Origin of the sequence: Acinetobacter defluvii, from assembly GCF_001704615.3 — a bacterium.
Lineage (GTDB): Bacteria > Pseudomonadota > Gammaproteobacteria > Pseudomonadales > Moraxellaceae > Acinetobacter > Acinetobacter defluvii.
Genome location: NZ_CP029397.2, coordinates 1426748 through 1452276, shown reverse-complemented (window position 1 = coordinate 1452276; position 25529 = coordinate 1426748). Strand labels below are relative to the sequence as shown.

Here is a 25529-nt window from a genome sequence, read left to right as displayed (position 1 = left end):
ATCAAAATAATTAAACTTTTTCACCAATCACCGCAGCTTCCGCAAAAGTCGCCATATGGTTATGCAAACGACATGCGAGTTTAATCAGACCAAGTGCCGCCCCTGCACCACTCCCCTCACCTAAACGTAAATTCAGTTTTAATAATGGTTCAGCATTTAATTCAGCCAATAAGCGTTGATGTCCAAACTCTGCGGACTGATGCCCAAATAGCATCCAATCACGCACTGGTGGATTTAAACGAACAGCTATCAATGCTGCTACACTACTAATAAACCCATCAATCACCATCGGCATGCCGACTTGTGCGCAACGAATATATGCACCTACCATCGCTGCAATTTCTAAGCCACCGACTGCACAAAGTGCCTTAAAAGCATCTCCATTTACATAGTCTTGATGAAGCTTGATGGCTTGATCAATAATATTTTTCTTATGTTGTAATTGTTCAGCCCGAATCCCTGTACCTATGCCAGTTAATTTTTCAGCAGACTCATTCAATAAAAAACACGCAACTGCCGATGCTGAACAAGTGTTACCAATGCCCATTTCACCAGCCACATAAATCGAAGCATTTTGTGCAAAAGCCTGATCGGCACTGTTTTTTCCAAGTTGCATAGCTGCTTGACATTGGACTTCATTCATCGCGACTGTTTTTACAAAATTTGCTGTACCTTGTGAAATACAATGTCGCTCAACCCCTTGATAATCATATGGATCACCCACAGAACCACAGTCAATCACTTGTAATTTTGCATTGTACTCTTTCGCAATTACGCTAATACAAGCGCCACCCGTAGTGAAATTTTGCAACATTTGTCGTGTCACGGCTTGTGGATAGGCAGAAATATTTTCTTCCATCACGCCATGATCCCCAGCGAAAATACAAATCCAAGGAAAATCAACATTTGGCTTGACTTGATCTTGCAAACTTGCCAATTGCACAGCGACATTTTCCAAAGTTGAAAGTGAACCAGTGGGTTTGGTCAGTTGCAGTTGACGTTGTTCCGCCTGCTGTTTTGCAATAGTACTTGGATTTTTACATGCCTCTAACCACCAATTCACTGTTTCTCTCCTTTCAAATACATTGGAAAACCTGCCACACAAAAAATCACTTGATCGGCAATTTTTCCAAGTTGTTGATGTAAACGACCTGATTCATCTACAAATTTACGACTAATTTCACCTATCGGGATGACGCCAAGCCCTGTTTCATTACTCACTAAAATAATGTGTGCTTGTAAAGTCGGTAATATTTTTAATAACTTTTCACACTCTTGAATCTGCAACTCGTCATTTTCAACATTTTGTGAATTTTCATCTTGTTTTAACAACAAATTGGTCATCCATAACGTTAAACAATCCACTAATATCACATGATGGGGCTGATCTATTTTTTCTAATATATTTGCCAAATAAATCGGTTCTTCGATGACAGTCCAATCCATAGGTCGCTGTTTTTGATGATGTTCAATCCGTGATTGCATTTCTGCATCCCACGCTTCGGCGGTCGCAATATAAGTCACTTCAAATGGCGATGTTTGAGCGAACTGTTCCGCTAAACGACTTTTTCCTGAACGTGCGCCACCTAAAATAAGTTGAATCATAATGAACTCAAGTGAATATGTTGGTGAGCAAATAATTGCCCTTGAATAATTTTGGCTTTGTAATAACCCAATGTTAAATGTTGAATGTTAATTTCAAAATGTTGTTGCGAAATATTTTCAATGGTCTGAAAAATTTGAGTGGCACTGTATGCTTGATTGTAAAGTCCTAAAGTAATGTGAGGAAGATATGGTAAGGCTGCAATTTCACAATGGTTTTTTGCTAGTAAAGTTCTAATATTACTTAGGCTATTTTCAAGATCAACAATTTCAACAAATAATGCGCTCTCAAAACTTTGAATATTTCCAGTAGAAACTTTAAAACTTTTAAATGCTTGCTGAAGTATCTCTTGAATCTGTTGTTCTAATTGTATCGTGGAAAAATCATCATTTAAAATAGGATTATTGTGTGTTAAAAATCCACAAATAAATAAGGTAATATGAAATTGGCGAGTATTAGGTTGGAATAAAAATGCTGAAAAGTGTGCTCGCAATCTATTCAAATACTTTAACAATGCAGGTTCTGTAATTTCGATATACCACAATGCATAATTTTCCCTGCCCTGATGCCATTCAGCATAGTCATGGGAAAGTGTAGGAACAACATCGGATAAAGGTTGTAGAAGCACAATGTTTTTTTACATAAATCGATATATGTATTAGAACATAAATCCAATAGATTATTTCAAATCACGCTTGAGTAATCTTCAACTTAACAATGAATTCTCTTCATATCTGTTTAAATTCTAAACTTTGCTTTAATTTTTATGCCTTTTTAAAATTTGGAGGTGTCCCAATACCATTTTGATGATTACTAAGTTTCTGATGTATGTATTTTCCTATCAAATTAATCTTTTGACAGTATTCATTGCCAATATACTCGTCTTTATTTTCCTCATCGGTCTTTGCTAAATATAAAAACTTACATTCATAATCGTTGACTAAAAAATCATTTTTAAGTGAGAAAAGTTAACTAAATGTAGCTATATCGTTATCAAAAAAGATATTGTCATTATAAATCAATAGAATAACAATTATCACATAAAATAGAGGTTTTCTCTTTTGGAAAAGTTTGCTTTTATCCAAAATATTCAGGATTGGTCAGATCAATATCCATGGTTAGAAATGTTGACCTCGCTCAGTCTTCTGGTTTTTTTTGCTGTATTGGCAAATTTTATCGCGAAACAAGTTGTAGTTCGTGGTATTCGAAAGCTTATTTTAAAATTAAAATTTGCAAATAGTGAGGTTTTATCAGAACACAATGTTATTCGAAGAGTTGCGAATATTGTTCCAGCCATTGTCATCATTAATGGGATTCCTACGGTTCCACATTTATCTGAAAAAGTTATCACACTGATTCAAATGCTTGGACAAGCGTTTATATTTTTAACCATTGCCCTAGCAATTAGTGAATGTCTAAGTATTTTTAATTTAGTTTATCAAAAGAATCCGAAGTCACGTAACAAGCCAATTAAAGGCTATTTGCAGTTGGTTAAACTGATTATTTATATTGTTTGTGCTTTATTAATTTTAGGTACATTCCTGAAAAAAGATGTCTTTAGTTTACTCGCAGGCTTTGGTGCAATGGCCGCAGTATTGATGTTAGTTTTTCAAAATACGATTTTATCTTTAGTTGCTTCCGTACAAATTTCATCTTATGACATGGTTCGTATAGGTGATTGGATCGAAATGCCCTCTTTAAATGCTGATGGTGATGTCATTGATATGTCATTACATACAATTACTGTCCAAAATTTTGATAAAACATTTACTACCATTCCTACCAATAAATTAGTGACCGATACTTTTAAAAACTGGCGTGGTATGAAGCAATTAGGTGCGAGAAGGATTAAACGTTCTATTTTCATAGACCAAAACAGCGTCCATTTTTTGAGTGCACAAGAGCAGAAAAAGTTACAATCTTTTTTACTTTTAGGTGACTATTTAGATGAAAAACAGAATGAGCTAAAAGAGTTTAATCAACAGTTTTTAAATGATGCTGCTTTTAATCAACGTCGTTTAACAAATATTGGGACTTTCCGTGCCTATGTAACCGCTTATTTAAAGCAACATTCAGGCATCTCTCAAAACCAAACCATTATGGTTCGTCAGTTGCAAGCGACGAGTGAAGGTTTACCATTAGAGATTTATGCCTTTGCAAACACCACAATATGGGGCGACTATGAAATGATTCAATCCGATATTTTTGATCATTTAATGGCAATCTTGCCAGAGTTTGGCTTGAAAATTTATCAAGCACCATCCGGCACAGACCTACAAGCATTATACCCTCAAAATCATGATCAAAAAAATGAGCAGATGTTTTCATCTTAAATCTAATTCTCATTGCACTCTGTTGGGGTGCAATGAGAACTCAAATAATTGTATAAATTAAAAAATTCAGATTTTTATTTTTAGCAGATTCAACTCACAAGTGTCACAGTGAAAAATCCAACGAGAACTTTCCTGAGTATATTTACACTTGCCAGTTAAAAATGAAGCGGCTGTAATGCCCCTAATTTTCTCGACCGATTACAAATATGTTGCATTTATCTTTTGAATCTGCGTATGCTTAAAATTATGATTTTACCATTTATCAGAAAATCCAAATCTTTCTGATGAAAGATTAAACAAAATATTGTTTTTTTCTGAAATTGTCATATGAAAGTATTTGCATTCTTTTAAAATAAAGCTAAGTTAAAAGAGTGCAATAAAAATCGAAAGGAACAATAATTATGACCACCGTTGCTCAAGTCATTCACAATAAAATTGGACAAGAAATCTTTACGGTTTCACCTGAACATACTGTTCTTGAAGCGATCACGATCATGGCAAATAAAGGTATTGGTGCATTAGTGGTCACTCAGGATGAAAAAGTTGTTGGGATTTTATCTGAGCGTGATTACACACGTAAAATTGCACTTATGCAACGTACTTCTGATCACACCACTGTTGCAGAAATTATGACAGCAAAAGTGATTTCTGTTACACGTAACAATACTGTAGAAGAATGTTTAGGTCTAATGACAGATCGTCATCTCCGTCATTTACCTGTGATTGAAAATGAAGAATTAATCGGTTTTGTTTCTATTGGTGACCTTGTCAAAGCAACCATGGAAGATCAACGCCAACTGATTGAACAGTTAAAACAATATATTTCAGGTTAATAATCTGAATAAATATATTGAGATCAATTCAAGTTTGCATAAAAAAACCTAGCCAAAGCTAGGTTTATTAACTTAACTAAAAATCAGTTCAACCTTAATTTTTCTGCAACAAAATCAGAGTCTTTATCGCCACGACCTGAAAGATTTACAACAATCTTGGTCTCTTTTGGTAATTTACCCGCTTCACGAATTGCCCAAGCGACTGCATGAGAGCTTTCCAACGCAGGTACAATGCCTTCAACACGTGATAAAGTCATAAAAGCATCTAAACATTCTTGATCTGTTGCTGTTGAATATTCAACACGCCCTAAATCCTTTAAGAAACTATGTTGTGGCCCTACACCAGGATAATCTAACCCTGAAGCAATCGAGTGTACTGGTAGAGGTTCGCCATGTTCATCTTCAAGTACATAGCATGCCATACCATGAAGCTGACTTGGTTTACCCAAAGTTAAAGTTGCTGAATGTCGGTCTGTTTCCAAGCCATGCCCAGCAGGTTCAACACCGACAAGTTTGACATTTTCTTCATTTAAAAATGCAGTAAATGCACCCATTGCATTTGAACCACCACCCACACAAGCCACGACATAGTCAGGATTTGCACCAAAACGTTGATTGGTCTGAACTTTAATTTCATCACCAATAATGGATTGGAAGTCACGCACCATTTTCGGAAATGGATGCGGACCGACTACAGAACCAATCGCATAAATAAAGTGTTTCGGGTCTTTTAAATATTCTTCAAAAGCACTATCCACAGCATCTTTTAAAGTTGCAGTACCACGTGTCACAGAGATTAGATTTGCACCCAAAATTTTCATTTTTACAACATTGGGATGTTCTTTTTCGATATCCACTTGACCCATATGAATTTCACATGGAATCCCAACCAACGCACATGCTGTTGCAAGTGCTACGCCATGTTGTCCTGCACCCGTTTCAGCAATGACTTTGGTTTTTCCCATATATTTAGCAAGCAAAGCTTCGCCCAAACAATGGTTAATTTTATGCGCACCTGTATGGTTTAAATCTTCACGTTTTAAATAAATCTGTGCACCACCTAATTGCTCAGACAATCGTTTTGCGTGAAATAATGGACTTGGACGACCGACATAATGTGCAAATAACTCAGCAAGCTCATTTTGAAATTCTTCAGTGTGACGAATTTCTTCATATGCCACATTGATTTCATCCATTGCTTGTTTTAGATGTGGTGGAATAAATTGACCGCCATATTCACCAAAAAAACCATCTTCATTGGGTAAGGCAATACCATTAATTTGATGTGTCATCTTATTCCTCTGATCACATAAGTGTTTAAACTAAATCAAAATTATAAATATTTTCCAGTCTAACGGGATAAATATTTAGTCAAATCCTCTATCCCTTTTAGCGTCATTGGATACATATGATCTTCAAAAATTTGTTTAATTAAACCGATGGTTTGAGTGTAATGCCAATAATTTTCTTGTTCTGGGTTTAACCATGCTGTTTTTTCAAAATGATTGCGCAGACGGCGTAGCCAAACTTCCCCAGCTTCATCATTCATGTATTCAACTGAGCCACCAACTGATCTTAATTCATAAGGTGCCATACTCGCATCACCGACAACAATGACCCGATAATCTTTACCATAAGTATTGAACAAATCCCACGTATTCATTCGGGTAGATGAACGGCGAAAATTATCTTTCCAAACATAGTCATATAAGCAGTTATGAAAATAAAAGTATTCTAAAGTCTTAAACTCAGTTTTCGCAGCACTAAATAATTTTTCACATTGGGCAATATGTGCATCCATTGACCCCCCAACATCAAATAACATCAAAACTTTGATGCGGTTACGGCGTTCAGGCACCATTTGTACATCTAAAATACCCTGCTTTGCGGTTTCATAAATCGTACCTTGAATGTCGAGTTCTTCAGCAGCACCTTGTCGAGCAAATTTACGTAAACGACGCAAAGCCATTTGCATTTGTCGGGTACCCAATATTTGCTCATCATCTAGATTTTGATATTTACGTTGCTCCCAAACTTTCACCGCAGAGTTTTTACGACTTGGTCCACCGATCCGCACACCCTCAGGATGATCTCCGAATGCACCAAATGGCGATGTCCCCCCTGTACCAATCATGCGATTGCCACCTTGATGTTTTTTATGTTGTTCACGCAAGCGCTCTTCCAACATTTTCATCAACTCTTCGAGCGAGCCTGCTTTCATTAACTCGGCACGCTGTTCAGGCGTTAAATGCTTTTCTAATAACTCTAAATCAAACCAATCTTTGGGTAAATTTTGGACTTTACTCAATAAATCATCTACATCGAAGGTCTGAATCCCCTCAAAATAGTCTTTCATGGCACGGTCATATTTATCAAAGAATCGCTCATCTTTGACCATCACTGTTTTTACAAGTTGATAAAAATCCTCTTGGCTTGCAAATACCAAACCTGCTGCAACAGCTTGATTTAAATCAATCAACTCACGGGTTGAAACAGGTATGCCATATTTTCTAAGGGTATAAAACAATCGCACAAACATCTGGCGATCCCCCTATTAACGACGTGACATAAAGGCTAAACGCTCAAGCAATTGCACATCTTGCTCGTTTTTAATCAACGCACCATATAAAGGTGGTATGGCTTTAGACTTATCATGATTACGCAAAATATCTTCAGGCATATCGTCTGCCATCAATAAACTTAACCAATCGATAAGTTCCGAAGTTGAAGGTGGTTTTTTCAAACCCGGCACTTGACGAAGCTTAAAGAAAACTTGTAATGCTTCAGAAACCAAAGTCGATGAAATTTTAGGGAAATGTACCGCAATAATTTCACGCATGGTTGCTTCATCAGGGAATTCAATATAATGAAAGAAACAACGACGTAAGAACGCATCAGGAAGTTCTTTTTCATTATTTGAGGTAATAATCACAATTGGGCGTTGTGTTGCAGTAATGGTTTCGCCTGTTTCATAGACGAAAAATGACATTTTGTCGAGCTCATGCAACAAATCATTTGGAAATTCAATATCTGCTTTATCAATTTCATCAATCAATAAAACACAGCGTTCTTCACTGGTAAAAGCTTCCCACAACTTACCCGGTTTAATATAGTTTTTAATATCATAAACACGATCATCACCCAACTGGCTATCACGTAAACGTGATACCGCATCATATTCATATAAACCTTGTTGGGCTTTGGTGGTTGATTTAATATGCCAAGTAATGAGTTTAAGACCTAAACTTTCAGCAACTTGTTCAGCCAGTAAAGTTTTACCTGTGCCCGGCTCACCTTTGACCAAAAGTGGCTTTTGTAACGCACGTGCAGCTTTTACCGCCAGTTTCAAACTATCAGTCGCGATATATTGCGCTGTACCTGTAAATTGTTGAGCTTCAACAGACATAATTAACCTTTATTTTTTATTTAAAGTGGCGAAATGTTTTTAGTCGCAGTTGGTTCTTGCACTGATTTTTTATTTGCTTTGTATTTCGACCAAAAAAAGCCAACAACCAAGCCAATACCGATCACAAAAGTAATCAATGCTGCATTTGACCAAATCAATGGAGAGTCTTTGGTTAAAACACCAAATAACAATCCAAAAAATGCTGGTGCAATCGCAGAGTTAGGTCCTTCTGAAATTGTCGGGGTTGCAATGATTGCAAATACAATAATCCATGTAATCCCACCGACTGGCGAAGGTAATCGTTTTGCAATCGAATACCAACACCTTAAAATAATCAGTGTTCCAAGAATATAGACGGTGATCGCAATATTGTCTTCTGGTATAGAATCAAATAGGTTGAGGAAATTTGCCCATATTCCTGATAACTGTTCAAGCACCACGCAGTCCCTCTGGTTCTACCGCATTTGGATTAATTAATCCCTCTGGCGGCATCTGAATAAAGTAGCCTTTGGTTTGTAATGAATCCATCACATGCAAAACATTCACGCGTGCAAGTTTACGAGATTCACTTAACTCCAAATGCATCACATGCGTTGCACGACCAAATGCAACACGCAAAGCCTCAGACAAAACCGCTAATGGATCTGTATTCTCAGCTTCATTTGAATGATTCGGACGAGCCACATAAAGATACATTTCATCTTTTTTGCTCGACTTATAAATATCACAGTGCATCTTATTCAACGGCATAACTAAAACTCAAGCGACAGCATACATGAAAAAAACAATGGATACATTAGCGTTTGTTAACGCATCAGTCGTTATTTTATGCTGTTTGTAAATTCTTTGACCAATTCATTTTTTAATCTTTTATTCAAGTATTCAATAAAATTCTACACTTCCATTTGAGTGGTTAAATATTGTTTATCTTTAGACAATATTTTAAGCAATGGCTGAGTCAGAATGTCATAACGCCAACCCAGCAAATAACGAGGTAAATCCTGCTCATCACCTTGAAACACTACATGCTGATACAACGCACTTAACCACTTTTTACGCATAATGACTTCTTTAGGAATATCCATTTCAATGCTTGTATTTAAAATCAAATCATCCATTGCCTGTGCAATTTCTTGTGAAGAATGCTTAATAGGACGTGCAATACGTAAAGGCCACTCCTCTATATTTGGCAAAAACTTCAATAAATCTAAAATCGTCTTACCGTGTTCACGCACAATATGAGGACGAATATCTTTAGCGTGTGATAACTGAAAATTATTTTTTGGATTTTTCTCAACCAAATCATTCATGGTTGAGTTTTTCAAAATAAAACTACGTGGTTGATTTAAAGCTTTTGCTAACTCTTCACGCCACAAACTTAATTGTTGTAATTGCATTAATTGTTTGCGTGAATGACGATAATTACCAATATCACAATAAAGTTTGTCTTTCGGCGTTTCTTGTGCAATTTCAAAAGTTAAATGGTTACAATCTTCAACCACACATTCATAAAGATTTTTATCAGTTAATTGCTTTTTTAAATCAGTGGCTAACTGCATGATATATAAAACATCATTTGCAGCATAATTCATTTGTTTACAGCTTAATGGACGTGCCAACCAATCTGAGCGCGTTTGATCTTTATCAATATCAATATTTAAAACTGTTTTCAAAGCAGACTGATAACTAACCTGCAAACCATGTCCTAAAAAAGACATCGCCACTTGCGTATCAAAGACATTTTCTAAACAACTTTTTTGGGAGTAATGATAAATCAAATCAATATCTTCACTACACGCATGAAAAACATTTTGTTCAGCTTGATAAATGGACGCCCAAAATGCTGACAAATCCAATGTCGTGCCATCAAGTAAAAACACTTGATCACAAACATTAATTTGAAACACACCAAGTTTTGGCCATAAAGTATCGACTTTAATAAACTCAGTATCTAGCCCATAAATTGAACTTTGACGCATTAAATGAATAACGTGATCAAGTTCGTTTTGCTGATGAATAAATTGAAACATGCCTGTTTGCGTCAAATGTTGCATTTAGATGAATGTTGATTTTACCTTAATATATAAAATATAAATATAATATTTTTAAAGTAATTTACAACAAAAGTTATATTTTTCAGCAGTATCAATACAACACATGCATTTGACAAATAGTTTTTAGAACTTAGTCTTCTATAAATTCATTTATATTCAAATACTGCTTAAAAACAATCACTTCAATTTGATTTATAGGCATCGTGACATAAAAATGCAAATTTTAAATTATAATTCTGACGAACATTTGTAAACATTTATATTACAGGATAGCGAATTCAAATGTTCTCACAAAAAATAAGCACAGCGTGTGCTTATTTCATTTGCATTCGATTGTGAACCGCTTGGCTTAAGGTATGACTATCCACATATTCAAGCTCGCCCCCTTGGGGAACACCTTGCGCTATACGTGTCATTTGAAGTCCTAAATGTTTAGTTGCTTCCACCAAATAATGTGCAGTGGCTTGCCCTTCAACAGTAGCATTGGTTGCCAAAATCACCTCTTGAATCTGCCCATTTGACAACCTTTGCACAAGATAAGGAATTCCAATTTCTTCAGGTCCAATTCCATCTAAAGGCGATAAATGTCCACCTAAAACGTGATATTTTCCTTTAAAACTACCACTTTGCTCAATTGCCATCACATCCGCAGGCGACTCGACCACACATAAAATCTCATCATTACGTTCTGTAGACTGGCAAATATCACAAATTTCATTTTCGGTTAAAGAATGACAAATGCGACATTCATGAATATAAGAAGTCGCTTCATTTAAAGCATGGGCCAAAGCGAGTGCACCTTCTTGATTTTTCATAATCAAATGCAATGCCATGCGCTGCGCCGACTTTGGCCCAACACTTGGCAATATTCTTAAAGCTTGTACCAATTGATCAAAACGGTTACTAAACACCTAGGCAGTCCTTAGAACATACCAGCAAGACCAGGTGGTAAACCCATGCCTGCATTTGCTTCTTTCATTTTAGCTTCTGATACAGTTTCAGCTTGGCGTGCAGCATCGTTGATCGCAGCAGCAATCAAGTCTTCGATCATATCTGCATCGTCTTGTAATAATTCTGGGCTAATTTCAATGCGTTTTACGACATTGCGGCAAGTCATTGTAACTTTCACTAAACCACCACCTGCTTCGGCATGAACTTCAGTTTGAGCTAGCTCTTCTTTTGCCTTTTTAACATTGTTTTCCATTTCTTTTTGCATGCGTTGAGCTTGCTGCATGAGCATATTAATGTTCATAAAATTCTCCGAACATAAAGTGATTCAAATTTTCATTTCGCAAGTCTAAAATAAAATTTAAACTTGAGCATACAATATATTGCATTCAAACAGATTCTAAATTAAATCTAAGCCATGAGAAAGGTCACCGATAATATCATCGATGTTTTCTAAACCCACAGATACACGAATAAGCCCCTCAACAATACCTGCTGCTTGTTTTGCTTCAGCAGTCATTCTGCCATGAGAAGTCGTTGCAGGATGCGTAATGGTTGACTTTACATCCCCCAAATTACTGGTAATGGATAAGAAACGAGTGTGATCAATCACTGTCCATGCCCCTTCACGCTCACCTTTCACAACAAAAGATACCACGCCACCAAAACCTGATTGTTGTTTTTTCGCCAATTCATGCCCTGCATGATGTGCTAAACCTGCATAATAAACTTTTTCAACTTTTGGATGTGCGTCTAACCACTCTGCAAGTTTTTGAGCACTTTCACAATGTGCTTTCATGCGTAAACTAAGGGTTTCTAAACCTTTCAAAAATACCCATGCATTAAATGGGCTCATCGAGTTACCTAAGGTACGGATCACACTATTAATTTCTTCAACAAGTGTATCTTTACCAACAACTGCCCCCCCTAATGCACGACCTTGACCATCAATATATTTGGTGGATGAATATACAATTAAGTCTGCACCAAATTTGATTGGCTGCTGTAAAACAGGCGTGCAGAAAGTATTATCCACAGCAAACAATGCACCATGTGCATGGGCAATATCCGCAATGGCTTGCATGTCACCCACTTGTGCCAATGGGTTTGAAGGTGTTTCAATGAAAAGTAACCGTGTGTTTGGACGTATAGCATTTTTCCAAGCGTCTAAATCTTCCAAATCTACAAAAGTGACCTCAACTGCAAATTTAACTACATATTTTTCAAATAAAGAAATAATTGAACCAAACACTGCACGTGAACAAATCACATGATCACCCGCTTTAAGATATGCCATACATACTGCATGTACCGCTGCCATACCTGAACTGGTTGCCACTGCGCGTTCTGCGCCATCTAAAACTGCTAAACGTTTTTCAAAAGCCTGTACCGTTGGGTTGGTATAACGCGAATAGGTATTGCCTTCAATTTGCCCTGAAAATTTAGCAGCAGCATCAGCCGCATTTTCACAAACGAAAGATGACGTTAGGAAAATTGGCTCACTATGCTCGCCCTCAAAACTACGTGTATGACCTGTGCGAATTGCTAATGTATCAAGTTGGTATTCTCTGTTGTTTTGATGGCTCATGTTAAATTCAGTGATCCACTGCCTTTGTAAAGTATTGCTAACATTTTGAGCGTCTAATGTATTTAAGGTCAAGGTATAATGTGAAATTATCGCTTAGACTTCGATCAAACTTTTATGATTTCTGGACTAAAACGCCTTATGGAACAATTAAAGAGTATTTCTCAAGTCCGTTCGAGCAAAATTAAAAATTTATCTAGACGTATTTTCAATGGTAAATCATTAGTTTTATCGCAAAGTACCCCCTATGAAGTGATTGCGCAATATAATCATGCCAAAATCCGTTTTTATGCAGCAACTGAACGAAAATACCAAGAACCGCTGGTTTTTGTTGCACCACTTGCGATTAATATGGCGATATACGACTTATACCCTTACCGTTCTTTAATTAAATATTTTACGGAACAAGGTTTTGATGTTTATTTATTGGATTGGGGGAAATTAAGCTACAAACATCGTTATCTTAATTTCTTAAACTTTATTGATGAAGCAATTCCATATTGTATAAACAGAATTCGTGAACATTCTAAAAGCGACCAAATTTCTTTACATGGTTGGAGCATGGCAGGCATTTTTGTGCTGCTTTATACAGCACTAAGACAACCAAATTATGTGAAAAACTTGATTGTTTTAGGTAGTCCGATTGACAGCTATTCCTCAGGCGGTATTGGTAAGTTATATAAACATCTCAATATGCTGTTATCTAAAAATCTTAAAATTCAAAAAACTATCTATCATGGCATTATTCCTAAAAAAGTACTCCATACACCTGGGATTTTAAATGCAATTGGTTTTAAAGTTTTAGACCCAAAAGGTTGGTATGAAGGACATAAACAGCTTTTATTAAATCTAGACAACGAACAACTTTTACACGAACATGCAACTTTGGGTAATTTTTTAAATCACATGATTGATTATCCTGGCGGTGTAAACCAAGACATGTTGTTTAATATTTGGCTGCAAAATCCACTAAAAAAAGGCACAATTCAATTAAGAGATAAAATCATTGAATTAAAAAATATTGATTGTCCTCTCTTGGTTGGTGCAGGAATGAATGATCAAATGGTCACAGCAGCCTCGGTTAAGCCTTTGACCCAATTGACAAACAGTAGTGATGTCACGTTTACTCTAATTCCTGGTGGGCATTTGGGACTGATGTCAAGTTTAAAAAGTGCTGAAGAATTTTGGCCAAAGCTTGCCCAATGGTTAGATGAACGTTCAACAAAATTTAAGGACTAAATAATGATCCAATCAGTTGCATTTATTGGCTTAGGCGCAATGGGCTATCGTATGGCTGCGCACTTACCTAAACATTTTAATGACGTCTATGTATGGAATAGAAATCAGGACAAAGCCAAACAACATGCAGCTGAATATGGGACACAAGCTGTTGATTTACAAAAAGCCGCTCAGGCAGATGTGATTTTTTCTTGTTTACCCACCAGTCAAGAAGTTGATGATATTTTATCACAAGTATATCTTAAAAAAGGCAGTATTTGGGTGGACTGTACCAGTGGTGTACCGGAGTCTGCCAAAAAGCAAGCACAATACTTGGCTGAGCAAGATGTTTATTTTTTAGATGCACCTGTTAGTGGACAAACCGTTGGCGCAGAAAATGCAACGCTGACCTTTATGGTGGGTGGAGATCAAAGTGCATTTGAACAAGCGCTACCAGCCATGCAAGCGATGGGCAAACTTATCAAACTTGTAGGTGGCTCTGGTGCAGGTTTTGCCGTCAAAGCCATTAACAATATGATGATGGCAGTCCACCTGTGTGCAGCTGCCGAAGGATTTACTACCCTTAAAGCACATGGTGTGAATTTAAATGAAGCCTTAGCTTGTATTAATGCTTCGAGTGGTAAAAGTGGCGTTACCGAAACTGCATTACCACAACGTATTTTCAGCCGTGAATTTCCTTTGACTTTTGCCCTACCACTTTTGGCTAAAGACACAGGCATTGCCATAGATTTAATCCGAGAAGCAAAATTATCAGCGCCTGTAATTGGCTTAACGCAAAGCTTAATTCAAGCTGCAGATGCTTTGGCAAAGCCAGATAGTGATTTTTCTACCGCAGTAAAACTTTATGAATCTTGGAGTAAAATTACCTTAGAATAATTTTACAGAGAAATAAATAGAGCTGTAATTGCTTAGGGGCTTAGGAAGTAAACATATCTAAATTATATGGTAACTTCCTAATATGAAACATAAAAATAGATACTATTTACGTTCTAAAATTATAGAAGCGAAATTCAGACAGATTATTCGCTTTTTTGCCATGAATTTTACTGCTACTGACACCGCTGAATTAACCAATATTTCTGTCCGATCTATCAATTCAATCTTCATCAAAAATCATAAAATAGCCCAAGCTTATGAAAAAATTTCTCCTTTTGAAGGTGTCGTTGAGCTTGATGAATCTTACTTTAGGGCACGTCGTGTTCGTGGTAAATAAGATTGAATCATTTTGGGGATATGCAAAAAAGTGTTTAATTAAATTCAATGGAATTGACAAGAAAATGTTTTATCTGCATCTTAAAGAGACGGAGTATCGCTTCAATCATCGGTACAGTAATTTGTACCTCAATTTGCCCAAACTACTCCGTGAAAACCCGCTGTAGCTTACTAAGCCCCTATTAAACTCTATTCTAAATGAAACCTTGTATAAACTTTAAACAAATCATTAATATCAAACCTATTGACTTGTTAAATATCTAAAATTTTACAGCATACGCAAGTAGGAAACGTATAAAAAACTCTATCTTAATTTTCCCAGCTTTAAATGTAACCAAAGTCTACTTTTTAAGCTCTATTTAATTATTAACATGCTTTTCATAATAGTATTAAATTTGGACTATAATTCTTAGCATTTTTTCTGCATAATATATACATAAATGTGATATAGGTTTTTTTATGCCTAAGACTCAGTTCAAATTGAGTTCGATCTTTCCTGCTTGGCAGTGGCTTCAACATTATAATGCTCCATCCTTTAAAGCAGACTTACTTGCGGCGCTGATTGTAATTGCAATGCTCGTTCCTCAAGGCATGGCGTATGCAATGGTAGCAGGCCTACCACCTATTACAGGTTTATATGCCAGTATTCTACCGATGATTGTTTATGCAATTGTCGGGGGCAGTCCAACTTTGTCGATTGGACCTGTGGCATTGATCTCAATGATGACATTCGCTACTTTACAACCTTTATATGAGATAGGCTCGCCTGTATATATTCAAGCTGCATGTTTATTGGCAGTGCTGGTCGGTATCCTTTCCACTCTACTCGGTATTTTTAGATTTGGTTTTTTAATTCGCTTAATCAGCCATCCTGTCATTAAAAGTTTTATTATCGCTTCAGCAGTTTTAATTGCTTTAAGCCAACTCAAGTTCTTGGTAAATCTTCCCTTAAAATCTGGAAATATTATTGAATTTGCACAATCTACTTTTGAATATATTGCACTCATTCATTTTCCTACTTTAGTTTTTGGTATGAGTGCGATTTTATTGTTGATCTATGCCCCTCAACTGATTGGCTTTTCTTTGGCAAAATTAAATAAAAATATTATTATTTTTATTAATAAAGCTATTCCATTATTTTTAGTCTTTTTTTCGATTGCTTTGGTACAATTTTTTCCTCTAGAACAGCTTGGATTAAAAACTGTTGGGGAAATTCCATCAGGATTCCCACCGCTTTCCATGCCATTTTGGTCTTGGGATTTAGTGATTCAGCTTCTTCCTGGTGCTGCCATGATCACAATGGTAAGTTTTGTAGAATCGATTTCGATTGCACAGGCTACCGCATTTCAAAAGCGAAGTGAGTTAAATAGTAACCAAGAGTTGGTTGCACTGGGCTTGGCAAATTTAAGTGCAGGATTTAGCTCTTCTTTCCCTGTCACAGGAAGTTTATCTCGTACCGTGGTCAATGCCGATGCAGGTGCAAAAACGCCTATGGCGGGAGTATTATCTTCCCTCCTAATTATTATTGTGAGTTTATATTTCACTGGAATTTTTAAAGCATTACCCCTTGCAGCCTTAGCCGCAACAATCATTGTATCTATTTGGAAATTAGTGGATTTTAAACCTTTCATTGAAGCTTGGCGTTATTCAAAAGCCGATGGCATCGCCATGTGGGTTACTTTTTTTGGTGTGCTGTGCATTGATATTTCCACAGGTTTAATTATTGGTATTGTTTCAACTTTTATATTGCTTCTTTGGAGAATTAGCCGTCCACATATCGCCGTGATTGGCTTGGTGGAAGGGACTCAACATTTTAGAAATATTTCCCGACATGAAGTCGTTACCAGTGCCAACATTATTTCGATTCGTATTGATGAAAATTTAACTTTTTTAAATGCCAATACCTTAAAAGAATTTATTATTGCCGAAGTCAGCAAAAATCAAGATTTACATCATGTCGTGATGAATTGTTCTAGTATCAGTAATATCGATCTTAGTGCGTTGGAAGCGTTAGAAGATATCAATGCAGAACTCACCAAGTTAAAGATTCAACTACATTTGTCCGAAGTCAAAGGACCTGTCATGGATCGCTTAAAAATCTCTAAATTACTGCAAGAATTAAGTGGTAATCTCTATTTAACTCATTATCAAGCTATGTATGAATTAGATGCACAAACCTTTTGTGCAAGGAAAAGTGAGGCTAAATGATCACTCATCACCCAATCGATTAACCTTGGTTTTTAAAAATTTTTATATTTTTTAATGGTTTATTTTTTATATGAAATTGTTTCAATTTATGAGAAGTTTTAGGTATAGAATAGTAGGCTTGTTTATTGATTTTAGCCCAGTTTAAGGCAACTCAGGTTTCACTATGTTCGCTGCCCTAGCACGTTTAAGTTTAGTTACACGTATTCTTATTGCCATTGTACTTGGCTTTATAGTTGCATATCTTTTTCCAGATGCGGCTGCATATGTCAGTATTTTAGGTGACATTTTCATTAAAGCATTAAAATCTGTTGCGCCGATTTTAGTATTTGTCTTGGTGATGTCATCCATTGCAAATTTTAGAGTCGGGCAAAGCAACCGTCAGTTGAAACCTATTTTAATGTTATATGCGGCTGGCATGCTCTTAGCAGCATTTAGCTCTGTATTTGCAAGCCTTATATTTCCAAGCACTTTAGTTTTTACCAGTGCTTCTGAGGTTGCATTACAACCCCCTGGTAGTGTTTCAGAAGTCTTAAAAAATTTGCTTTTAAGTTTTATTACCAATCCTATCACAGCGCTGTCTGAAGCGAACTTCATTGGCATTCTGGCTTGGGCGGTTGGATTAGGCGCAGCTTTACGTCATGGCTCAGATACGACCAAACAAGTGGTAACAGATGTTGCTGAGGCAATTAACTCGATTATTCGTATTGTAATTAGCCTTGCACCGATTGGTATTTTTGGTTTAGTCGTTGCAACTTTTGCTCAAGCAGGATTAGAAACTTTAGAAAACTATGCGCATTTAATTGCAGTACTTGTTGCAACGATGTTCTTTGTCGCTTTAGTAATTAATCCATTGTTGGTAGCGCTCGTGATGCGCCGTAACCCTTACCCTTTGGTATTAAAGTGTTTAAAAGAAAGTGGAATTACCGCATTCTTTACACGTAGCTCCGCTGCAAATATTCCTGTGAATCTAGACCTAGCGAAGCGTTTGGGTGTCGATGAAGCTACTGCCGGTGTTGCTATACCTTTAGGGGCAACCATCAATATGGCAGGTGCAGCCGTTACTATTACTGTACTAACATTAGCCACTGTGAATACCCTAAACATTCATGTAGATTTTGTAACAATGATGATTTTATCTGTGGTCGCTGTGGTGACTGCATGTGGTGCTTCAGGAGTTGCTGGCGGTTCTTTATTATTGATTCCTGTGGCATGTGGTTTATTTGGTATTCCAAGTGAAATCGCTATGCAAGTCGTTGCGATTGGTATGGTGATCAGCGTGTTGCAAGATTCAACTGAAACTGCACTAAATTCCTCTACCGATGTATTGTTTACTGCTGCTGTAGACCTTGCTAAAAAATAAACTGCTCTTATACTGAATCAAATATTTTTTTGATTCAGTCAGTTTCATGCCTTTTCAAAAACTCCCGCTTTGGATCCAACTCGGTGCTTTTATGCTTGCTCTCAATGCAGGTATGATTAATGTAATCGGCTTAATTACCCTATTACATCAATCTGTGTCACATATGACAGGAAACGCCAGTATGCTTGCAATGAGCATTATCCATGGCGATTTGTCGAATATTATTTTCTTAACTTTGGTGATCCTAAGTTATGTACTCGGTTCTAGCTACAGTGGTTTTATTTTGGGAAATAGCCATTTTCAGCTTGGTCGCCGTTATGGTCTGCCCTTAAGTTTAGTTGCATTATTTATTTTATTTAGCTGGTTTTTTAGCGCAGATTATCCACGCTATGGTTTGCTGTGGGCTTGTGCGGCAATGGGGATTCAAAATGCAATGGTCAGCCATTATCAAGGTGCAATTATTCGAACAACTCATTTGTCGGGTGTATTAACGGATTTAGGACTAGCTTTAGGCTATTTATTTAGAGGTTTAAGCGTTGAAAGAAAAAGAGTAATTTTACATTTACTCATTTTAGTTGGATTTATCTTAGGTGGAGTAATTGCCACATGGGCATATCCTTATTTAAAATTACATACCTTCCTAATTCCTGCGCTGTTAAGTTTTGGCTTAAGCTGCATGTACTGGTTGATTTATTTTCGTATTCATTATCTTAGCAAATAAAAGTAGGTTGTTCACATGGTTAAAAATGCTTTAGCAGCTCAGTTATTAAAAGCGGGCTTAGTCGATAACAAAAAGGCAAAAAAGTTGTCGAAACAAGCACAGCATGAACAGCGTACAGGTCAAAATAATGACGCTGAAATGAAAGCCAAAATCGAGCAAGATAAACAACAAAAACTTGCCAAAGACCAAGCACTAAACCAAGAAAAACAACGTGTTTTAGATGAGAAAGCTCTTGTTGCAGCGATTTCTCAAATGATTTCTCAACATAAAATTAAAGACACGGATGGTGAAATCAGTTATCAATTCATTGATGCGGCTAAAATTAAAAAAGTATATATTAATCAACAAATTTACAATGCACTTGTATCTGGTAGCTTAGTTATTGCAAAGGAAAATAATAGCTATGCATTTTTACCCAAGGCTTTAGCTGAACGTATTAATGAAAAAATGGCAGGTTTTATTATTGTAAATAATACTGAAAACAACCAAGCAACCACTGATGAAGAAGACCCATATGCAGCATATGTGATTCCTGATGATTTAATGTGGTAAATCAGTATCTTACTATTAATATATTTAAATCTTTCTACCAGTAAATTTAAGGATTTACTGGTTTTTTAAATAGCAAACTCATCTAAGGAAATACAAGCAAATAAAAACCTAGGCTGTATTTCCCAACCAGCTACATCTGGCGATTAAATATTCTTAGGAATCTCCATTTCCTCATCAGAAGCCAACAACACTGACATAAGAATAGGGATACCCAGAATAACAGGTACAGTCAAAATCCATAGAATAACTACAGTTGAACCTGAAAATAAAAACTGGATGACGAGTGCATCTAACAACACAACAAAGAACAAGATCACTGCAAAACGAAGTATGAATTTAAGAGGCATTTTTTGCTCCTATCAATTTTTTGATGAGTTAAAGTATATAGACTATTTAATATTTCTCATCTAAGCACATCGGCTATATTAAATACTTAAATAGTATAACATGGATATATTACTCCGTTTAATTTTATTTAATGCATTGAAATATAATTATTTTTTAATTCTGCAGTATTTCCTAAAATACTGCAAAACTTAGCTTTTTACAAATAATCTACTAAGCACAAGACTTATGCTTTGTTGTTAAGCTTTGCAATTGTGCATGTGTCACCAATAGTAAATCTTGTGTTTTGCTCCAGCCCAAACAACCATCGGTGATGGATTGACCATAAACCAAGTTATCAGAAATTTTCTGCTGACCATCCACCAAATGACTTTCCAACATCACGCCACGTACATGCGTTTCATGACGTTCTTGAATAATTTGAATGAGCACTTCTGGCTGCTGGAATGGATTTTTAGCACTATTCCCATGACTACAATCAATCACCAATGCAGGTAAAGCACCTTGATGACGCTCACGAATGGCTTTTATGGCATTTAAATCATAGTTGGAACCAGAATTTGAGCCACGTAGGATTAAATGCGCCAAACGGTTACCTGTACTTTCTAACACACATGGCAAGCCATGCTGTCCCATTCCCATAAATTGGTGTGAATGTGTGGCAGACTGAATGGCATCTAAAGCGATTTGAATTGAACCATCTGTCCCATTTTTGAAACCTATTGCAAAAGGCATATGACTTGAGATTTCACGGTGAATTTGTGATTCACTGGTACGCGCACCAATTGCACCCCACGCCAATAAATCATCAAAATAAGCTGTTGCCATTGGGCTTAAAATTTCACTGGCAATCGGTAAACCCATCTCGATAATATTTAAAAATAATTCACGTGATTTTTCTAAGCCTAATTGTAAGTGAGAAGAACCATCTAAATCTGGATCATACATATAACCTTTCCAACCAATTGTAGTTCTTGGTTTTTCAATATATGTACGCATTACAAGGAAAATTTGATCTGACACTAAGCTTTGTAAGTGTTTTAATTTTTGTGCATATTCTATAGCAGAAATAGGGTCATGCAGCGAACAAGGCCCTGTAATCACCAGCAAACGCTGATCTTTACCAGCAAGGATATTTTGAATGGTTTGACGATGCTCTGCGATTTGCATAGCAAAAGAATGGCTTAACGGAAATTGTTGTTTTAATTGAATCGGTGTGCTGAGTTGTGTTTCTACTTTGCTGGTTTGTTGTAAAGCCTGATTTAACATGTTCATCATGATTTCCTTGGGACTTCAAGTCCAATCTTTTATTTGAGCTTATGGGGTCTATTCGATTGCAGAATACGCATCATCACTTGATTAAAGTTAAACCAATAAAAGTAGCTAAAGTATGTAGTGTTAAATGTGTTCATCATATTCTCCAAAAATCTAAAAATTAAATGCATAAAAAAACCTGATCGGTGTTGCCGATCAGGTATTAACTTTGAAGGGCAACTTTTTTGCCCAAACGTATTCAGGCAATTACTTAAAGAACTGCCAAAAATAATAAGATACGTTATTGATCAAAGGTTTAACTCGCATTTTATTCACATAAAAAAATCTATAAAATTAAAATACTCGGACTTGCCACATTTGACAAGTACTTTTTTAAAAAATTAACTCTTTTATATGTCCAAATGGTTTTTGCTTAACATCTCAGCAACATGGGATGCATCTATTGCACGACTAAACAAGAAGCCTTGCCCAAGACTGCAACCCACTTGTTTCAGACTTTCAAGCTGTTCTTCTGTTTCGATCCCTTCAGCAATAATGTCTAAAGACAAAATTGGACCCAGTTGGGAAATACCTTGCACAATTGCATGAATCGGTAATTCACTATTCATACGATGTACAAAACCGCAGTCTATTTTCAAAGTGTCTACTGGATAATCATGTAGATGTGTTAAAGAGGAATGTCCTGTACCGAAATCATCTAAAGCTATTCGCACACCTTCTTGTTTCAGTTTATTTAAAGCACGTGCTACATAAATATAGCCACGCTCAGCTAAAATATGTTCAGTAATTTCAATTTCAACTAAATGATGAGGGATTTGATATTGCTCAAGCCGTTTGAGTAAAATTTCTGCATAATTATCACGCATAAACTCCACAGGCGAAGCATTAATCGATACAGGTACAACGGCTAGACCTTGTTGAATCCAAAGTGCAATATCATCAAAAATTTTACCATGCATAGTTTCAGCAATTTTTGTAGCCAGCTCATAATCGTTAAATGCTTCTGCAACAGTACTTGGTAATTGAATGTTATTCTGTAGATCTCTCCAACGCAGTAATGCTTCAAAACCAATAATCTTGCCGGTCTCTAAATTTACTTTAGGTTGATAATGCGGTTCGATACTATTTTCACGGACAATTTGACGTGCTATTTCTAATTGCTTGGCTTTTTGAATAGTAATATCCAACATTTCTTGATTAAAGAAACGTACTCCACCGCGCCCACCTTCTTTGAGGTTGTTTAAAGCTGTATCGGCAAATTTAAGAAGATTTGAACTTTCTTTTGCATCATTAGGATATATTGCACAACCAATACTCATCCCGCCATTGATCAATTTACCTGTATAAGTGATTGGGCGGTCTAATTGTTTTAAAACTTTTTGTGCTGCTTGTTTAAAGTGCTCGATATCTTCTACATGATTTACAACCACAGCAAACTCATCACCACCTAAACGAGCGACATAGGTATTTTCATCACAGCTATGACTTAGACGTTTTGATAAAATTCGAAGTAAATGATCCCCAGCAGGGTGACCAAGTGTATCGTTAATATGTTTAAAATGATCTAAATCAATCAACATTAAGCCGAGCATATGCTTATTATTTTTGGCTTTAAGTAAAGACTTTTTAAGTTGTTGTTTAAACAAACGTCGATTCATTAAACCTGTTAACTCATCACGCTCACTACTAATACGCAATTTATTTTCTGCAATTCGCTGTAAGGTGATATCACGTGAAACACACAAAATGCTCGTTGTTTCACCTTCTTCATTCACTACTGGAGTTAAAATATTATCCCAATATTGTCGACCCTCACCTTCTCCACTCATCCCAGCAAAACGCGCATTTTTACCTTTTGCAGCAGACGTGATGGCAATTTGCCCTTTATCTCGCACTTCTGGCGGTAAAAGACTCAACCATTCCATATCAAATTTTTTAACTTTTTCTTGTCCTAATAATGCGATACAGCCTGAACGATTCATATGTGAAACTGTTCCATTTGGGCGTACAATTTTAATGCAATCCACACTCACATCAAGCATATCAGTATGTGCACGTAAACTCTCTGTTGTTTCTCGTAACAACACAGCACGCTCATGGATATTGGTACATGTAACCGTCCAATCAAACTGTTCCGTATTTAAAATATGGCTTTTGGCAATCAATAACAACCATTGAAAATCACCATTCACATCACAGATACGACATTCTTTTTCGAAGTTTTGCCCTGTTTTTTGCGCAATATTCCAAAGATTATATAAGTGCTCAGCATCTTTTTGATGAATGCATTTGAGTAAATCACAGTAAGGAATGAATTGGCTTTCTGCACCAATATAATCTTTTAAACTGCTATTACAATAACTCGCATCTCCTCGTTGAATCCAAATCAAATGCGGGAGCAAGTCTAAACTTTGTTTTACATCATCGCTAATCCCTGTTTTGACAACCGGTTTAGCTGCTTGTGATGCATCTGTCTGATTCTTTTGTGAATCGTAAGGCAAATCTAACATAGCCATAACTATCCTTTTGCAAAATAGAGATTAGGTTTATATTTATCAATATTATTTCAAGAATATATATTAATAAATAGGATTTTATCTAATATTCAACCGATATTAAATATAAATAGATTTAAAAAACTTGTATATACTCATTTCTTGTTTTAAGCGCATTCACACAGTTGATTTTGCCTACACAATGTAGGTAACTATAAACTTATACCAAATATATCACATTTTACCATACGATAAAAAATATTTTTCTAATTCTAATTTTAAATTAAACACAAAAACTTAAGTTATGTCTTCGATAATTAAACATAACTTAAGTGATATATTACTCAATATTAACCAAAAAACTATTTTATTTTAAATACTTAAAAATATGATTAAGTACTTGATCAGGCTGCTCTGCGTGTAACCAATGTCCTGCATTATCCACTGTTTGTATATCTGCTTTTTCAAACTGTGAATGAATAGCGTTTAAATATATATCTTTACCAATATATGGTGACTTTGCACCACGAATAAATAATGTCGGCTTTTCCCATTGTTTAATATCTACCCATCCTAAAATATCATGATAATGTGCAAATAATGCATCGACATTAAATAACCACTGTCCCTTACTAAATGATTTTAAAAGAAATTGAATCACCATTTCCTCTGTTAAATAGTTATGCATAATTTCAGTCGCCTCTTTACGACTGCTTATATTGGCATCTTTGACTGCGAATAATGCTTTAAAAATTTGATCATGGTGATTTTCTTGATAAGCATAAGGTGCTATATCTAAAATGACTAACTGTTGTAAACGATCAGCCGCAAGTTCGGTCAATTTCATCGAAATTTTACCGCCCATACTATGCCCAATAACTGAAAATTGTTGAATATTCAAATGATCCAATGTTTCTAAAATGTCTTGCGCCATCACGTCATAATTCATTTCATCGGCATGAGGGGACTGCCCGTGGTTACGTACATCTAATTGAATCACAGGATATTTTTCGTATAAAGCACGTGCAATTGCGCCTAAATTACTCAAACTACCAAATAAACCATGTATAAGCACCAGAGGTATTTTTTGCTGATCGTGTTTCGGTTGATGGAATTGATAATTTAATAACATAGAACGTCCAAATCATGTATTACTGCAAAGAACAGTTATCATCGCAACATCTGTGAATTTGAACAACAATTTATTGTATCTCTCTCGTATTATTGCTTTATTTTAAAGTATTTATCCGTTTAATCTGTTAGACCTTCTAAGTGTCACATATGTACTGATTTGTGCTCTTATAAATGAAAATTAAGCTATTCATAAGAATTTATCTGCAATCCTTTCTTGAGTCAGCGC

Annotated in this window: 24 protein-coding genes and 1 pseudogene; 9 read left to right on the top strand and 16 right to left on the bottom strand. The window is 36.0% G+C overall.

What is annotated here, in order from left to right; translation table 11 throughout:
• Positions 1-10: 10 nt before the first annotated feature.
• Genes cobT through DJ533_RS09210 form a run of 3 tightly spaced genes read right to left on the bottom strand, consistent with a single transcriptional unit; the run spans position 11 to position 2231 of the window.
• Positions 11-1063, bottom strand: a complete 1053-nt coding sequence (gene cobT, locus DJ533_RS09220) for a nicotinate-nucleotide--dimethylbenzimidazole phosphoribosyltransferase (protein WP_065992320.1) — start codon at positions 1061-1063, stop codon at positions 11-13.
• Entirely contained in the window at positions 1060-1605 is a 546-nt protein-coding gene (cobU, locus tag DJ533_RS09215; RefSeq protein WP_065992318.1) for a bifunctional adenosylcobinamide kinase/adenosylcobinamide-phosphate guanylyltransferase, read from the bottom strand. The genes cobT and cobU overlap by 4 nt, the downstream gene beginning before the upstream one ends.
• A complete protein-coding gene (locus tag DJ533_RS09210) occupies positions 1602-2231 on the bottom strand; it encodes a 2'-5' RNA ligase family protein (protein ID WP_065992314.1) in 630 nt (209 codons plus the stop codon). Before DJ533_RS09210 ends, cobU begins: the two co-directional genes overlap by 4 nt.
• Before the next feature lie 433 nt (positions 2232-2664).
• On the opposite strand from DJ533_RS09210, the gene DJ533_RS09205 reads away from it, so the two are divergent.
• A complete protein-coding gene (locus tag DJ533_RS09205) occupies positions 2665-3936 on the top strand; it encodes a mechanosensitive ion channel family protein (RefSeq protein WP_065992312.1) in 1272 nt (423 codons plus the stop codon).
• A gap of 401 nt (positions 3937-4337) precedes the next feature.
• Positions 4338-4769 carry a CBS domain-containing protein gene (locus DJ533_RS09200; protein ID WP_065992310.1) on the top strand — a complete coding sequence of 144 codons (432 nt, stop codon included), beginning with the start codon at positions 4338-4340 and terminating at the stop codon, positions 4767-4769.
• An 83-nt stretch (positions 4770-4852) separates the two neighbouring features.
• Here the strand turns inward: DJ533_RS09200 and trpB are convergent, their stop codons facing one another.
• From trpB to DJ533_RS09155, 9 genes are all read right to left on the bottom strand, one after another.
• Positions 4853-6061 (bottom strand): tryptophan synthase subunit beta, encoded by a 1209-nt coding sequence (trpB, locus tag DJ533_RS09195; protein ID WP_065992309.1) that lies wholly within the window; start codon positions 6059-6061, stop codon positions 4853-4855.
• 59 nt (positions 6062-6120) lie between these two features.
• Positions 6121-7308, bottom strand: a complete 1188-nt coding sequence (locus DJ533_RS09190; RefSeq protein ID WP_065992308.1) for a vWA domain-containing protein — start codon at positions 7306-7308, stop codon at positions 6121-6123.
• A 15-nt stretch (positions 7309-7323) separates the two neighbouring features.
• A complete protein-coding gene (locus DJ533_RS09185) occupies positions 7324-8175 on the bottom strand; it encodes an AAA family ATPase (RefSeq protein ID WP_065992307.1) in 852 nt (283 codons plus the stop codon).
• 20 nt (positions 8176-8195) lie between these two features.
• On the bottom strand, positions 8196-8612 hold the full coding sequence (locus DJ533_RS09180) for a hypothetical protein (RefSeq protein WP_065992306.1): 417 nt from the start codon (positions 8610-8612) through the stop codon (positions 8196-8198).
• Positions 8605-8910: a YcgL domain-containing protein gene (locus tag DJ533_RS09175; RefSeq protein WP_065992447.1), complete on the bottom strand. Its 306-nt coding sequence runs from the start codon at positions 8908-8910 to the stop codon at positions 8605-8607. The genes DJ533_RS09180 and DJ533_RS09175 overlap by 8 nt, the downstream gene beginning before the upstream one ends.
• 158 nt (positions 8911-9068) lie before the next feature.
• Entirely contained in the window at positions 9069-10205 is a 1137-nt protein-coding gene (locus tag DJ533_RS09170) for a ribonuclease D (RefSeq protein ID WP_065992445.1), read from the bottom strand.
• 338 nt (positions 10206-10543) lie between these two features.
• Entirely contained in the window at positions 10544-11140 is a 597-nt protein-coding gene (recR, locus tag DJ533_RS09165; RefSeq protein WP_065992305.1) for a recombination mediator RecR, read from the bottom strand.
• An 11-nt stretch (positions 11141-11151) separates the two neighbouring features.
• Positions 11152-11481, bottom strand: a complete 330-nt coding sequence (locus DJ533_RS09160) for a YbaB/EbfC family nucleoid-associated protein (RefSeq protein ID WP_065992301.1) — start codon at positions 11479-11481, stop codon at positions 11152-11154.
• A gap of 96 nt (positions 11482-11577) precedes the next feature.
• Positions 11578-12765 (bottom strand): O-succinylhomoserine sulfhydrylase, encoded by a 1188-nt coding sequence (locus tag DJ533_RS09155; RefSeq protein WP_065992299.1) that lies wholly within the window; start codon positions 12763-12765, stop codon positions 11578-11580.
• Between the two features lie 138 nt (positions 12766-12903).
• On the opposite strand from DJ533_RS09155, the gene DJ533_RS09150 reads away from it, so the two are divergent.
• From DJ533_RS09150 to DJ533_RS09120, 7 genes and pseudogenes are all read left to right on the top strand, one after another.
• Entirely contained in the window at positions 12904-14001 is a 1098-nt protein-coding gene (locus tag DJ533_RS09150) for an alpha/beta fold hydrolase (protein WP_065992293.1), read from the top strand.
• A gap of 3 nt (positions 14002-14004) precedes the next feature.
• The gene (locus tag DJ533_RS09145; protein ID WP_065992292.1) at positions 14005-14877 is read left to right on the top strand and encodes an NAD(P)-dependent oxidoreductase; all 873 of its coding nucleotides are present in this window, start codon (positions 14005-14007) and stop codon (positions 14875-14877) included.
• A gap of 82 nt (positions 14878-14959) precedes the next feature.
• Positions 14960-15380, top strand: a pseudogene (locus DJ533_RS09140) (hypothetical protein).
• A gap of 292 nt (positions 15381-15672) precedes the next feature.
• A complete protein-coding gene (locus DJ533_RS09135) occupies positions 15673-17421 on the top strand; it encodes a SulP family inorganic anion transporter (RefSeq protein WP_065992291.1) in 1749 nt (582 codons plus the stop codon).
• 163 nt (positions 17422-17584) lie between these two features.
• A complete protein-coding gene (gene sstT, locus DJ533_RS09130; protein WP_065992290.1) occupies positions 17585-18781 on the top strand; it encodes a serine/threonine transporter SstT in 1197 nt (398 codons plus the stop codon).
• A 46-nt stretch (positions 18782-18827) separates the two neighbouring features.
• Positions 18828-19502 carry a YoaK family protein gene (locus tag DJ533_RS09125; protein WP_065992287.1) on the top strand — a complete coding sequence of 225 codons (675 nt, stop codon included), beginning with the start codon at positions 18828-18830 and terminating at the stop codon, positions 19500-19502.
• Positions 19503-19517: 15 nt separating this feature from the next.
• Positions 19518-20054: a DUF2058 domain-containing protein gene (locus DJ533_RS09120; protein ID WP_065992282.1), complete on the top strand. Its 537-nt coding sequence runs from the start codon at positions 19518-19520 to the stop codon at positions 20052-20054.
• Between the two features lie 143 nt (positions 20055-20197).
• Here the strand turns inward: DJ533_RS09120 and DJ533_RS09115 are convergent, their stop codons facing one another.
• From DJ533_RS09115 to DJ533_RS09100, 4 genes are all read right to left on the bottom strand, one after another.
• Complete coding sequence (locus DJ533_RS09115) at positions 20198-20401, bottom strand: hypothetical protein (protein WP_065992280.1); 204 nt, start codon at positions 20399-20401, stop codon at positions 20198-20200.
• A gap of 211 nt (positions 20402-20612) precedes the next feature.
• Complete coding sequence (locus DJ533_RS09110; RefSeq protein ID WP_065992276.1) at positions 20613-21674, bottom strand: 3-deoxy-7-phosphoheptulonate synthase; 1062 nt, start codon at positions 21672-21674, stop codon at positions 20613-20615.
• 389 nt (positions 21675-22063) lie between these two features.
• Positions 22064-24190, bottom strand: a complete 2127-nt coding sequence (locus tag DJ533_RS09105) for a sensor domain-containing protein (RefSeq protein WP_065992275.1) — start codon at positions 24188-24190, stop codon at positions 22064-22066.
• 346 nt (positions 24191-24536) lie between these two features.
• Positions 24537-25301 (bottom strand): alpha/beta fold hydrolase, encoded by a 765-nt coding sequence (locus DJ533_RS09100; protein WP_065992274.1) that lies wholly within the window; start codon positions 25299-25301, stop codon positions 24537-24539.
• Positions 25302-25529: the final 228 nt, after the last annotated feature.